This window comes from Streptomyces sp. NPDC006872 (assembly GCF_040635845.1).
Lineage (GTDB): Bacteria > Actinomycetota > Actinomycetes > Streptomycetales > Streptomycetaceae > Streptomyces.
Window position 1 is genome coordinate 849,225 of record NZ_JBEYIL010000002.1, and the last position, 14,651, is coordinate 863,875.

Sequence of the window (14,651 nt, forward strand, 5' to 3'; positions counted from 1 at the left end):
CTCCAGGGTGATGACACTCCGCTGACCTGGCATCGTCTGCGGACGCTGATCGACGCGCACTTCGACCGGCTCGGGCAGGCCATGGAGCCGTTGTGGGATGCGCTGCCGCCTGTTCTGGTGGCGGCCGCGCGTGAGGTCGGGACGGCCCTGGAGCTGCCGGGTCCCTTCGATCTGACTCCCCGGTATGTCGCTGTGCGGGCATGGGAGTCGGCTCCGGCGCCCGTAGCGGCGGGTCGGGCGCCTGCCGGCGACGAGCCCGGGGGTTCGCCGCCGACCCCGGCGGTGGGTGACGCTCCGGCGCCCGTACTCCAGGCGCCGCCCGTACCCCTGCGCCCCGAGCTGCCCGCGCACGGTGGCGCGGATGCCGTCGACCCCACCGGAGCCGACCTCGCCGACGACCTCGCCGACGACCTTCCCGACGACCTCGCCGACGACCTCGCCATCGACCTTCCCGACGACCTCGCCGCCGAACTCGCCGACGCCTGGGAGGAGCACACGGAGGCCCGGATCATGCTCGCCGAGGCTGCGGCCCTGGAGCGGGCCGACGGCGACAACGTGCCGATGGACGACGACTCCTGGGGCGGGGTCAACTGGGCGCGCAAGGAGCTGGAGAACACCGAGGCGCGGCTGTGGGCCCTGGGCATCCCGTTGGATGCCCTGGCCGAGGAGCGGGATGTCGACGAGGCCGGCGTGGCCGGCGAGGCGCCGGTCGTACCGAGGGATGCCGACCAGCGTCAGTGGATCGCCCGGGAGTTGACCGAGGCGGACCTGCCGCCCGATCAGGTGTTGCCGAACGCGGGCGCGACCGTCGGTCTGAAAGAGCTGCACAGGGCGGTCCCCGAGGTCCCCGGCTTCACCCCGTCCGGCGACCAGCAGGTCGAGCTGGTGATGCGCGGCGGGAACGAGCTGTCGGAGGAGGCGGTTTCGCTGCTGGACCTGGCCCGAGTGCGGATGACCCGGGCAGGCGCCTGGACGGACGTACTGGAAACCGCGGCGGCGAACGTGGCACGGCGGCTGTGGACATCGGCGACGGTGGCCTTCGAGAGCGCGGCACCCGCCGATGCCGTGGAGGCGGACGTCACCCGGGCCTGGGCCACCGCCGTCTTCCTGGTGCTGCCACGGGAGCCGCACGCGGTGCTGGCCGACTCCCGGTACGCCGGGAGCGACTTCCAGCACGCGGTGCGCGCGGTCGCCGATCTCGTCCTGGCGGGCGGACCGGACACGGAGACCACGCTGCGGTCCGCGGCGGAGCTGGCCGACGGGCTCCGGGAGCGACTGGGCCTGCGGAAGCGCTGGAATGTGCCTGTTGTGCCGGCTCCGGAGGCCACCGGGGTCTTCGGCGAGGACGCGAGCCTGGGCCTGGGCCTGGACCCGGAACTGGACCGGCGTCTGCGTATGGACGCGGAAGCGGAGGCGGAAGCGGGCACGGGCCTGCTCCCGGGCGCGGTCCCGGACCTGAACCTGGACCTGGACCTGGACCTGGACCTGAGCAGTCTGAGTCTGAACGCACACCTGGACGCGAGTCTCGATTCGGACGCGGACATGGACATGGACATGGACCTGGACCTGGACGCGTTCGAGGCTTCCGGCACGGATGACGAGTGGGCGGTGAGCAGCCGCCCCGGTTCCGTACCCGCCGCCGGGGGAGCCGGTCCGCTTCCGGCAGGTCAGCGGCTGATCGAGGTGCAGTTCCGGCGGGACTACAGGTCGCTGCTGCTCGCGATGTCCGAGAGTGACATCGACGAGTTGGCGTTCGAGATGGCGGCGGCCGGTCTGCGGGGCCGACCGCCGGAGGTCCGTATCACCGGGTATGGCGTCCACGGTCGTGATGCGCGGCGTACGGAGGCCGTGTCCGAGGCGCTCACCAGCCGGCTGGACAATGCGCTGAACACCCTTCAGCAGGGCTTTACCGAGGATGTGCCGAGGCTGACCGCGAGGAACTTCACGATCTCCGCGGAGCCGGGTGGCGAGGGCCCCCTCTCCGGTGTGTTGCCCGCGATGGAGCGGGAGGCGACGATCGAGGTCACCTTCTCCCCGGAAGCGGCGGCGGATCCGGTCGATCCGCGACGGGCCGGGCCGCTTCGGGCACTGTCGGAGCTGACCCCTGTGGTGTTCCCCACCCGTTCGGTGCGACTGTTCGAGGAGGGGAAGAGCACCCTCAAGCAGTCGGCGTTCGAGACGGCGTTGGCCGGTTTGCGGAACCGGGCGGCGAATGTCGCGCTGCCGACGATCGACATCACCGGGTACGGCAGAACAACGCCTCACGGTGACATGGGTATGACGCGTGCGGAGCGCGCGTACGAGGAGTTCATCCGCTGTCTGGAAGAAGCGCTGAACAGTCTTCAGCAGGGCCTCCCCGAGGGTGTGCCGCGGCTGCACACACGGCACTTCACGATCTCCGCCAAGCCGGGTGGTGCTCGACCCTCCGATGACGTGGCCGCGCGCGCCGGTGTGACGCGCAAGGAGTTGAGCGGGTGGGCCACGGTCGGGTTCACCCTCACCCCGGAAGCGGCGGCGGTGGCGAAACTGGACGTGCTGCGCGGGCGGGACGTGGAACTGCGTGGTGGTCCGTTCGATCTGGACGCGGTGGCCCGTCGTGTTCTGCGTCCGGCGGAGGGTGCGCCGGTGGACGACGCCGCGCGGGCTGAGCTGTTCGAACTGGTACAGGACGCCGAAGCGGCCGGGTGGACGGGAAGTCTGGCGGCGTTGGCGGCGGCTGCCGGATGGCTGCGTGGGGGCGCGCTGGAAGACGCTGCCATGGGCGCCTTGTCTCTCTCCGGTCCCGGTCAGGTGGGTGCGGCGGAGCGGTCGCGGATGTTCGGGGCACGGGTCAGGGCCGAGGAGGTCCTGGAGGCGGCCGGTGCGGACGCGGACGCGTTCGTCGGCCGGGTGCTCCGTAAGGGCCCGGGGTTCGAGCCCGATTGGATGGACCGCGAACAGGCGCTGGCGCTGCTGACCCGGGCGATCGTGAAGGGGAGGGAAGTGTCCGGCCCGGGTGCGGCGGTCGTGTACGGCCTGGAGGCGCGCGGGGCCTACGAGACCACCGCCGTGGACACGGTCCAGGACGGAGCCCCGGGGCGCGGACGCGACTTCGTCGGCGGGCAGCCCCCGCTGGTGGACCTGGCACGGGTCCGTACGCCCGGTGGCCTGGAACTCGCGCCCTGGCGGAAGCAGAACCCGGCGGGCCAGGTGAACGCCCCGGTCGCTTTCCCGGTGACCGTCACACCCGACGAGTGGGATCCGGACCGTCTCCAGCTGACCTTCGGGGATCTGACGGAGGACATGTCGGTCGACGAGTTCCTGGAGTTGACGGCGAACGACCCCGCTCTGACGGGCCAGGACCCGAACACTCCTGTCCTCCTGCTGTTCTCGGGACCGGGGCCCGGCACAGCGGAGCTGGCCACGCGGCTGGCGACACGGCTGACCACCCATCCTGTGTGGTGGAGCCCTTTCCCCACGGAATGGTCCGCCCCCGGCGATGAGGGTCTCCCGGTGCTCACCGTGTCCGCCGGAGCGCCCGTCGGCGCGGAGATCTGGCGGAAGGCGGTGCCGCTCGAACCGCAGTCCGTGCACAATGCCCCGGCGTCGACACCGGCACCGGGCGGAATGGTGCCCGAGGATGACGTGCCCGCGGCAGAGGCGGCAGAGGCGGCGGAGGCGGCAGTGGGGGCGGTGGCGGAGGCGTCGTCGGGCCCCGGGAGGGTGCCCTGGCCCGAAGACCTCCCCCCATTCGGTGACACGCGAAAGAGGGTCGCCGAACTCGCCGCCCAGGGGTATAGCAACCAGGCGATCGCCCAGATCGTGGGCATCGAGCTCAGTACTGTGAAATGGCATATCACTGCCATCTACCAAAAATTGAGCATCACTGGGTCGAATCGGGAAAAAAAGCGCCGGAACCTCGCCGTGCGGCTCGGGATCCTGGCCGAGGAGTCGTCGGGCCCCGGCAAGGCACCCGTGCCCGCAGACCTGTCCAAACTCACCACGGCGCAGAGGCGCGTCGTCGAGCTCGCCAACAAGGGGCATTCGAACCTGGAGATCAGCCGCATCCTCAAGATCAAACCCAAGACGGTGGCCAACCACCTCGTGACCGCGCGCAGCAAGTTGGGTATTGACGGCGACCGGGACTTCGCCCCCTTCTTCGCCACCCCGGACGGACGTCCGGAGGGCTCCGCGCCGGGCGGTGCGTCCGAGGCCGAGGCCGGGCCTGGGGCCGAGCCCGATTCCGAGCCCGAGCCCGAGGCCGATTCCGAGCCCGAGGCCGGATCTGGGGCGATGGAGTGGGAGCCGTCGAGGCGGCCGGTGCCCAAGGCGTCGCCGGGGCAGGCGATGCCCGGTCTGGAGATGTCCGCTCCCCGGGTGTTCACCGCGCCGGTCGATCCGCAGCCGTCCGCGCCGCGGGCGAATGAGCCGCTAGGGGCGCTGCCGGCGCTGACCCCGGTGATGTTCTGGGCCCAGGGAACGGAGATTCTGCTGGGGGAGGAGCGGAAATCCGTCAGGGAGCTGGCGTACAAGGTGGCGCTGGCCGGTCTGCGGAACCGGCGGGCGGGTGTCGCGCTGCCGACGATCGACATCACCGGGTACGGCATCGGCCTTGAGGACGACAAGCGTGCGCGGAACGCGCACCAGGCGTTCATGGGCTTCCTGGACGACGCGCTGCGCACTCTTCAGCAGGGGCTGCCCCCGGGCGAACCCCGACTGAGTGCGCAGAATTTCGTGGTCACCTGGCAGGCTTCCGGGTCGCCGTCCGAGGGCGCGGCCACCCGGGCCGGTGTGCAGCGGGACGACCTGGTGCGGCGGGCGACGGTGGGGGTGACCCTGTCCGAGGACGCGGCGGCGCTCCAGACGCTGGACGTGCTGCGGGGGCGCGACCACCGGTTCCGGAAAGGTCCGCTCCAATTGGACGTGGTGGCCCGTCATGTTCTGGGCCTGCCGCAGGGCGTACGGGTGACCAGCGCCGTGCGTGCGCGGTTGTTCGAGGTGGTGCGGGAGGCCGAGGCGGCCCGACGAGTGGGGAGCCTGGCGGAGCTGGGGGCGTTCCGCATCGAGAAGCGGGGGGCGATCGGGCGGTCCCAGAGCAGCTGGTTCACGGTGGGGGGCCGACGGAGGGCAGGTCTCAACTGGCTGGGGCCGGACGTCATGGGGAACATGGACTCCCTGGAACTGGACACCGACCTGAGCGATGTCCTGGTGCCGCAGCCGGACGGCTCGCTGGCCCTCTCCGCCGCTCCTGGACGGGAGACGCCGTGGCCGAAGGGGACTGTGCCGTACGTCGTTGCGGGCGACTGGCAGAACGGCAAGGTGGTGGTGCGGATGCCGGACGGTTCGACGGAGGACGTGGACATCGAGGAGTTCATGGAGCTCGTGGTGGCCGACCTGGCGCAGTCGGCTCTGCCGGCGGGCACCCTGGTCGTGCTGGCCGTCCCCTTCCTGGGCCGCCACCGCGAGCTGTTCCAGCAGCTCGTGAACCGCACCGGCCTGGAGGCGCGGTTGCACAGCGGCGAGGTCAAGGTCAGCCCGCGGCCCGGCGGGACGGGCGGCATCGACACGGTCGTCGGCCGGGCGGGAGTACCCAAGGGCGCCTGGCTCCCGCTCCAGCCGGGCGAGGGGCCCGTTCTCGATGACAGCGTGCCCGGCTGGTACCACGATGTGGTGATCCAGCCCCTCGTCGACCCGTCGACGGACAAGCTGATCGGCGACGCCTCGTTCGACCCCGAGCAGTTCGCCAAGGACTTCGAGGACGACGACAGCCATCTCCGCCAGGCGACGACGTTCGTCCACTACAACGCTGCCACCGCCGACTCCAGTTCGGAGCGCGAGCTGCCGCGTCCGGGCCCCGAGGGCCGTCCGTTCCCCCATGACGCGGCGCACCACTTCTCCACGCACGGCAGACCTGGCTACTTGGAGCTGCTGGTCCGGGACAGGGTCACCGGCAGGCTCGACGTCCGCCTCGTCGACGAGGAGGAGGCGATCGCCTGGGTGGTCTGGAAGACGTCCCAGTTGCCCAAGGACCACTGGATCGACCTCGCCTGCTGCTGGATCGCGTCTCCCAAGAACCGTGCCGTGCCGGGCAGCGCGCTGCTTGTGTCCCTGCCCGGAGTGTTCGTGCCCGATCCGCTGGCGCAGGTCTCCTTGGGGCAGCACATCGCGAACGGGGCGCAACGCTGGGTGCGTGCCTCCGAGGGCCCGCAGGGGATGTCCGACGCGCATGACGGCAAATACGTGCGGGACATCAACACCGATCCCCGAGGGCGGCACCGGGCGTGGGTTCTGTTCCGGCCGGAGCCGACGGGAGGGGAACTCGACCGGCTGGCGCGGGCGGCCGGGCTGCACTCGGGGCCTGGCCCGGTGCCGGAGGCGGAAAGGATACGCACGCTGCGTCTGGTGCGGGCGCTGAAGTCGATGTTCGGCGTCTGGGCGGAGGATCGTGCCGACTTCGAGGACATGCTGTACGGGGCGGCGGCAGTGGACGAGATGTGGCTGGCCGACCCTGCGTTCCAGCAGGCGGGTCCACTGACGCTGGATCTGTTGGAGCGCGTGGTGGCTGCGCATCGGGAGGCCGCCGGGGACGGGCTGGACCAGGAGGCCGCCCGCCGTGTGCTGATCGCGGCGGCGGAGGAGCGGGCCACACGGCTCGGTGCCGGAGTGCGCCCGGCCCGCTTCAGCGAGTCCGAGTTCGTGACGCTGCCCGACGCGGTGCGGGAGGCTGCCGGATGGGTGGCTTCGACCGGCATGAAGGGCGAGGCCGTCGACGCTCTGCAGCTGTCCGGTCCCGAGGAGGTTGGTGAGCCGGAGCGGTCGCGGATGTTCTGGGCGCGTGTCAAGGCCGGGGAGGTGATGGACGAGTCCGGTGCACACGTGTCCGAACTCGCCGCACAGGTGCTCCATCTGCCCCCGTACCTCGACATCAACCAGCCGGAACTCAACGAGCTGCGGCAGCTGCTCACCCACGCGTTCGCGGCGGGACGGGACGCGTCCGACCCGGACGCGGCAGCCACGTACCACCTGGAGAAGTACGGGTTCTACGACTACACCGCCACGGTCACGAACATGACTGGAACGGAGGGGAGCGGCCGTGACCTCACCGGCACTGTGCGGGAGACGGTGGATCTGGCGCAGATCCACACGTCCGCCGGCCTGGAGGACGCGCCGTGGCTGGACGACCTCTGGTTCCCCTATCCGGTGGGCATCGAGATCGACGGGCAGGACCCGGACAATCTTGGGGTGACCTTCGGAGGCCGGACGGTGACGATGCCGGGCACCGAGTTCCTGGAAGTGATGGCCAACGACCGTGTCCTGATGGGCCTCCACCAGGACACTCCCATCGCCCTCTACGGGCGGGGGCCCGGCATGGGTGAGCTGGCGAAGTGGCTGGCGCAGTATCTGGGCCGTCCCGTGTGGTGGACCGATGTCTCCACGGACCTGTCCCGGAGGAGCGCGAAAGACCTGCCGGTGCTCACCGCGCAGGCCGGATCCGCGCCCGGCGGAGGCTGGCAGGAAGCGGTGCCCGCCACACCGGCGTTCGAAGTGGACGCCCCTCCCCCGGTCCCGCGGCCGTACCCCCAGCCCGCCCCGGCCCCGGTCGGCGGGGTGGGACCATGACCTCCCGCGATGTTCCCACCGGGAGCACACCACCCGCCCGCGCGACCGCTGCGACCCCGCTCGCGCCGTCGCCGGACGTCGGCTTCTCCGCACCCCCCGAGTTCCGGGCATCCGAACGGCACGGCAGCGAGCACAGTGAACGAGGACAACATGAGTGACCCCAGCGGCGAAACCCCCGCCCCCGTCGGCCCCGTGGTCGGCCCCGTCCCGCCCGAGGACTTCGTCCGGGCCGCCAAGGCGGCGCCGAACCACTGGCTCTACCTGACCGACCCCACCTGGCGTGGGGAGGCCCCGCCGCCCGAGTGGGCGGTGGTCGGACAGTGGCGCTCCGACGCCGACGGCGAGATCGTCGAGTGGGTGGCCAACGAGGACTACCGGCCGTCGCCAGGGGCCCGGGGGTGGCCCGAGCCCACCGACGACGTGGACCGTGCCATCCAGCTCGCCACCACCGGCTACGGCCCGGCCTCCGACGTCACCGCCGCCCTGGCCGGGGCCGAGGTGGCCATGCTGGTCACGGCGGACGGCGAACCCGTACGCGCGTCCGCCCCCGACGGCACGGCGGTGGTCCCGGTCTACACCTCGCCACGCCACCTCCACCGGACCGGGCCACTGGGGTTCGAACAGGTGCGGATCGCCGACGTCCTCGACCGGATTCCCGAGGGGCACAGTCTGTGCCTCAACAGCTCGGCCGCGGTGAGCATGGTGCTGGCCATGGACGGGCTGGCGGCGGCACTGGCGAAGGCGGCGCCGGCGAAGGACGTGGCCGGGAGCCGACCACCCTCGACGCCCTGACCCCGATGACCAGTTGGATCAGCGACGACCCGTCGACCCGAGAGCCCGAGGACCCATGAGCGAGCCCACCACCGACGCGACCGCCACCGCCGTCACCACCGACCCGGCCACCGACACCACCGCCGTCGACCCCGCCCCGCCCGAGGAGTTCGTCAAGGCGGGCAAACTGCTCCCCGACCACTGGCTCTACTACGTCGACCCGACCTGGCGGGGCGAGGGACAGCCGCCGGAGTGGGCGGTGGTCGGGCAGTGGCGCACCGACCTGGAGGGCGAGATCGTCGAGTGGCAGGACAACGAGGCCTACAAGCCCTCCCCGGACGCGCACGGCTGGCCGGAGCCCGAGGACGTGATCGACGCGGCCATCCAACTGGCCACGACCGGCTACACCCCCGCCGAGACCGTCACCCGCGAACTGGCCACCGCCGAACTGGCCGTCCTCGTCACCCTCGACGGCACCCCGGTCTCCGCAGCCAAGCCCGACGGCACGGCCGTCATCCTGGCGTTCAGCTCCCCCGCCTTCCTGCACCGCTACGGCGAGCTGTCCTTCGAGCTGATCAAGACCCCCGACCTGCTGGACCGCCTGCCCGCCGACCACAGCCTGTGCGTCAACCCGTCGGCAACGGTGAGCATGGTCGTCGACACGGACGCCCTCCGGGCAGCGGTGGCGGTCGCGGCGACAGAAGCGGAAGCTGAAGCCGAATCGGAAGTCGCGACAGCAGCCATGCCGAGGGTGCCGACGGAGAGCGGCACCCTCGCGAACGACCCGCCCACCTCGGCCGACGACGCCGCCACCGACTTCGACCTCGACCTCGGCGACTTCGATTTCGGCATAGCCGAGAACGACGGCTGGCCCACTGCCGAGCCCCCCGCCGATCCCGGACGGACGGCAACCAACGCCCTCTTGTAGCGCGGACACGCGCGGTTCGGGAAACCCTTCCTGGCGACTGATCCGTGATCGACCGGCGGCCACCGCCGAGGCGGGCAGAGTTGGGTGGCCCCAGGTGCAATCACGCGCCGGTGCCCCGGTGCGCCGACGTCCCCGCTCCCTAGGCTGCCGGTGTTCATGCCCGTCTGCCCGTCTGCCCGCATCCGCCGGCGACGACGCCGAGGGTCCCGTACCTCACAACACCCCCCCCGCAATCCCACAAGGTGACGAACCATCATGAGTGAGACCGCAGCCTCGCCCCGGTTCCGGGCGGTGCGCCGGTGACCCGGAGCGGCCGCCGGTCGCGCTGGTTCGGCCGGGGCAGGGAGCGTCGCCCCGAGACGCCCGCCGCGCCCGGGGCGGAGTCGGCGCGGGCGGGCGGGCCCGGGGCCGGTGACGGGCTGCTGGTGGAGGAGTACGACGGCCTACGGCTGCTGCGCACCCCCGACGACGACACGCTGGACCCCACCGACCTGGCCGACCTGGTGCGGTCGCTGGGCGGCGAGGCCGAGCACACCGTGACGGTCATCGCCGGCGTGGGCGCGACGCGGGCAGCCGGGCTGTGGACTCGTCTGGGCGCGGTCCTCTCGGTGTTGCGCGAAGACCGCGTGGAGACGGTCCGGCTCGTCATGTCCGGGACCGGGGGTGGCCGTCCGGACCGTCCGGCGCTGGCCCGCCGTCTCGCGGACGGCTGGAAGCTGACGGTGATCGCGCCGGACGGCCTCGTCTTCGTGGTGCCCGGCGGCACGCTCTTCGCGCACGGCAGTTGGTGGCGGTTCGCGCCGGGCGCCGAGCCGGATCGACTCGGCGCCCGCCAGCCGGCCCCCGACTGGCAGCCCGCCGTGGAGGCGCTGCCCGCACGCACCGACGGCGGCTCCCTGATCGACCCGATCCCGGCCGGTGTGCTGGCGCGCTCCGGGCAGGCGGCCGCCCCGCGCCCGGGAGACCTGTGCTACGCCGTCCCGGTGGATCCCCGGGGGCCGTTGGTGCTGCTGGGCATGCCGGAGGACGAGGACATCCTCGGCGGGGACGTGAGCGATCTGCTCGGCGAACTGCCCACGGCAGTACGGTCCACCGTACGGCTGGCTCCGGGCGGCCCACGGGACGTGCTGCGCACCGGGCAGGCCGTGGCCGAGCGGCTCGGCGCGGGAGTGGTGGTGTACACCGGGCTGCCGTTCCTCGGCCCCGGGGCCGGCGGCGGGCCCGCGCCGGTACGGTCGGTGCTGGTGGGCGCCGACGGGGAGCCGAAGTGGCGGCCTTTCGTGGACTCGGTGATGTGCCTGCCCCCGGCGGAGGACGGCACCGTCCCCACGCCGCGGCTGCTGCGCTGGGAGTCGCCGGTGGCCGGCGAGCAGTCAGGGACGGGCGTCGTGCGGTTGTCGGAGCACTGGCAGGCGACGGTGACCCGGGCGGGGCTGTACATCTCCGGGACGGAGGGGGAGCCCTCGCCGGTGCACCAGCCCGTGCACCAGCCGGTGGACGCCGAGAGCCCGAGCATCGAGGTCGGCCGCCCCGGGGAGGAACTCGACGCCTCGCTCTGGCCCGTGCTGTCCCGGGTGCTGGCCTCGCTGTGGCCCGACGTCCGCCGCCGGGTACGGCTGTACATACGGGGCACCTGCCTCGACGGGGGCGCCGAACTCCGCCGTATGGCGGCCGAACACGACATCCGCGCCGTCCGCTTCACCGCCCCGCCTCTCCCGGCCCCGCGCCGGGCGCCGGTGGCTGCGGTGGCGGCTCAGCGGGGCGGCCTGACGGCTCCGACAGGTGCTCAGCAGGGCCGGATGGCGGGGGCCCGGCAGGGCGGCCCGTCCGCATCGGCGGGTGCCCAGCACAGCGGCCAGGCGGCACCACTGGGGGAGTCGCAGGGGAGGGTGACACCGACCGGAGTCCCGCCCACCCGGGCAACGGCACAGGCAGGGGGCTCGTCTCCCCGGGCGACAGCACCGGCGGGTGCCCAGCACGGGACAGCGGCACCGGCGGGGGATCCGCACGGCGCACCGACACCGGCCGGGGACCCGTTCGCCTGGGCAGCGGCACAGGCAGGGGGCTCGTCCGCCAGGGCGGCAGCACCGGCAGGTGCCCAGTCCGCCACACCAACACCGGCGGGGGACCCGCACGGCACACCGGCACCGGAGGGTGCCGAGCACGGCACACATACACCGGCCGGAGACCCGCACGGCCGGACAACGGCACCGGTCGGGAGTTCGCCTGCCCAGGCGGCGGCATCGACCGAGGAGTCGGCCCGGCTGCCCCAGGCCGGGGGGAATCCGGCCCCGCAGGCGGTACGGGCTGCCGCACCGGCCGAGGGCATGCCGTCCGGCATGGCTCCGGCCGCCCCAAGGGCGACCGTACCCGCCGCACCCACCCCCATCACGCCGCCGCTCGTCGGTGCCGCGCGCCAGGTCCTTGCCGAACTCAGCTCGGCGGACGGGCCGTTGGCCGAGCCCGAACCTCCCGTGCGGCCGGCTGCCCCCGTACCGCAGACGCGCACCTCACCACCGGAGCGCCCAGCACCCGCCGGGCCGCTCCGCCCGGAGCGAAGCCCCTCCCGCTCGACGCCGGAACGCCCGGAACGCACCGAGGCACCGAAGCCACCGGAGTCTCAGCTCCCGCCCGCCCCGCCCGGCGAACCCACCGCACCTGACGGGCTGTTGGCCGGCATCGACCGGTCGGCACGACCCGCCGCCCCCGTAGCGGCGATGAATGTCCGCAACCGTGCCGCCGCACCGGTGCCGGGCGCTCCGGAGCACCCGGAGACAGCGGGACCTCGACTCCCGCCCGTCCGGGTCACAACAGCCACGCCGCAACTTGCCGAGCCCTCCGAACCAACCGCAGCCGATGGGCCGTTGGCCGGCATCGACCCGGCGGCTCAACCCGCCACCGCCCCCGCAGCGGCGACGGAGACCCGCAACCGCGCCGCCGTGCCGGCACCGGAGCGTGCCGAGGCGCCTGCGCCGCCGGTCGCACCGGGATCGTCCCCGGTGCGGCCGGAGGGGAGCGACCCGGCGGAAGCCCGGCGCACGCCCGCCCCGAGCACCGCGACCACGCCATCGCCCTCGGCAGGGGCCGGGGAGGCTCGTCCGACCCCCTCCCGTGGGCCGCGCATATCGCCGCCCACCGAGCTGCCCGAGCGCCAACGTCCGCCCACGACCGGTGAGTTGCCGGAGCGGTCCCGGCTGCCCGCGCTCGAAGAGCCCCCTGTCCCGTTCCACCCCGGGCACATCAGCACCGAGGACGAGCGGCGGGCGTTCCGGGAGCTGGCCGAGGACGTGTGGGAGCGGCACGGGGCTGCCGTGGCCCGTGCCCTCATCCGGATGCCCGCTCTGCGCGCCCAGGATCAGGAAGCCGCCCGCGCCGATGTGATCGCACTGCACATCTACCTGAACTCCCCGGACGGCCCGCTCGCCCCCGAAGCGGTCGTCCGGGGGCTGCGATCCGGTGACGAACGCCTCCTGCCCTACGTCGCCTGCCTCGCCTCGGCCCTCCGCCGCCTGCCCTCCTACCGGGGTGTCGCCGTGCACGGCGCCGGAGGAGTGCCATTCGACGGCCTGGCCGTCGGAGCCCTGCTGTACGACTCGGCCCCGCTGGGCGCCGTACCCGTCGGGGTCGGCGGACCGCTTCCCGGTGGGCCGCAGTACGTCATCTGGTCCGCCACCGGGCGGCGGGTCCGCCAGCTGACCGACCGCCCGAGCGAAGGAGCGGCCGTCGAAAAGGTGCTGTTCGCGCCGGGCACCAGGCTGCGCGTGCTCGACGTACGGCCGTCCGGCCCGGCCCCGCTGATCATGCTTCGTGAGTTGCCGCCCGACGCCCCGGGCACTCCGGGCACTCCGGGCACCCCGGGCGGCCCCCTCCCGCAGCGCCCCGAACTCGACGACGCCGACCGCGCCGTGCTCGCCCGGCTGGACGACACGCTGCGCGGCCGATTCCCCGCGCCCGGTGCCTTCGCCTGGCCGGGCCTGTGCCAGGGGCCGATCGGCCCGGCACACACCACCCCGCAGGCGCCCCGTACGGCGCCGCACGCCGACTGAAGATCCGAGAACGGAGACGACATGCCTCGTCAGGAGCGCACGGGACCCGGTGCCCCCGCGGTACGCCGTGCCATCGCGGTGCCCGCAGCGCCGGGGGAGCCGGATGCGTCCCTCATGCCGCCGGAGGCCTCCGGTTCCCCTTCCGCCTCCTCGGAGGAGGCGTCCCGGGTGTCCGTTCCGGAAGGGACGTCCGGCAGCGCTCCGGCTTCGTCGGGGGTCCGGTCCGGCGGCCCGGCGGGGGAGTCGTCCGAGACGTCCGGGGTGGCGGCAGCCGCGTCGGCCGCCCCAGTCGGATCAGTTGCCCCCACCGCAGCGACCGCTGCGACCGCAGCCGCCGCATCGGCCTCGGACGACGACACGCAGGTCACCGCAAGCGTCGGGGCCGACGGCGGCGACGGTGAGCCGCCCTCCGGCCGCCCGACCAAGGCCCTGTTGGCGGGCGCGGGCATCGTGGGCGCGCTGCTGCTCGCCGTACCGCTGCTCTTCATCGGCGGGGACGAAGACGACCGGTCTGCCGAGCAGACCGAACCGGCCTCCGGTGTGGTGCTGCCGAAGCAGCTCGGACCGGGTGCGCCCACACCCGCCTACGGCACCGCGTCACCGACCGCGAGCCCCACTCCGACCACCAGCGCCGGCGGTGCGGGCGCCACGGGCACGGACCGGAACAAGCCGGGAAGCCAGAGCGAGAGCCTCGCCACCACCGGGACGGCGAAGTCCACCTCCGTCTCCGGCACGACGACCACGGCGTCACCGACCCCGAGGGCGGCCTTGACCCCCAAGGTGGCGGCGCAGCCCACCGTCAACATCGCCAACAGCAAGAACGTCATGTTGAAAAACGCGAGCACGGCCATGTGCGCCGACCTGGGCGGCTCGGCCAAGGGGAAGCTCGGCGCCGGGGTCTTCCAGGAGTACTGCTACCGGGGCACCGTCGACAACCAGATGTGGGACTTCGAGGTGCGCTACAAGGGTGCGGGCGCGGACGGGGCGGACGTCTTCCAGATCCGCAACGTCAAGGACGGCCTGTGCATGGACCTCCCGGGAACCGGCGCGGTCGCCATGCGTACCCACGTCAGGGAGGGCGCCTGCACCGGAACCACCGCCGACAACCAGCTGTGGTGGCTGGAGAGCCGGGGCAACGGCCAGTACTGGATCCACAACAAGGCCAGCAACGGCATGTGCCTGGAGGTGTGGGGCGCCGACGGCTCCGGCGGCCCCGACACCCGGCTGGGCGTCTACCCGTGCAGCCCCACCGACGACCACGAGTGGATCGTCAACTGACCTGGCGTGACCTGACCTGACCCGGCCTT

5 protein-coding genes (1 of these 5 only partly in view) are annotated in these 14,651 nt (G+C 73.0%); all 5 read left to right on the top strand.

The genetic code is table 11. The features are described 5' to 3' along the window. Positions 1–7,599, top strand: partial view of a lonely Cys domain-containing protein gene (locus ABZ725_RS08650; RefSeq protein WP_358801993.1) — the 3' end only. Its footprint begins 24,057 nt before the window's first position; the window shows 7,599 of its 31,656 coding nt (coding positions 24,058–31,656); its start codon lies off the left edge, out of view; it ends in the stop codon at positions 7,597–7,599. A gap of 150 nt (positions 7,600–7,749) precedes the next feature. Further along, entirely contained in the window at positions 7,750–8,391 is a 642-nt protein-coding gene (locus ABZ725_RS08655; protein ID WP_358801994.1) for a type VII secretion system-associated protein, read from the top strand. A gap of 55 nt (positions 8,392–8,446) precedes the next feature. Beyond that, positions 8,447–9,298: a type VII secretion system-associated protein gene (locus tag ABZ725_RS08660; protein ID WP_358801995.1), complete on the top strand. Its 852-nt coding sequence runs from the start codon at positions 8,447–8,449 to the stop codon at positions 9,296–9,298. A gap of 299 nt (positions 9,299–9,597) precedes the next feature. Continuing rightward, positions 9,598–13,344 (top strand): hypothetical protein, encoded by a 3,747-nt coding sequence (locus ABZ725_RS08665; protein ID WP_358801996.1) that lies wholly within the window; start codon positions 9,598–9,600, stop codon positions 13,342–13,344. A gap of 168 nt (positions 13,345–13,512) precedes the next feature. Beyond that, complete coding sequence (locus tag ABZ725_RS08670; RefSeq protein WP_358801997.1) at positions 13,513–14,622, top strand: RICIN domain-containing protein; 1,110 nt, start codon at positions 13,513–13,515, stop codon at positions 14,620–14,622. Positions 14,623–14,651 lie beyond the last annotated feature (29 nt).

Bases quoted from the DNA above. Each gene is read 5' to 3' on its own strand.
- ABZ725_RS08655 (WP_358801994.1), top strand. From the start codon at position 7,750: ATGAGTGACCCCAGCGGCGAAACCCCCGCCCCCGTCGGCCCCGTGGTC.
- ABZ725_RS08660 (WP_358801995.1), top strand. From the start codon at position 8,447: ATGAGCGAGCCCACCACCGACGCGACCGCCACCGCCGTCACCACCGAC.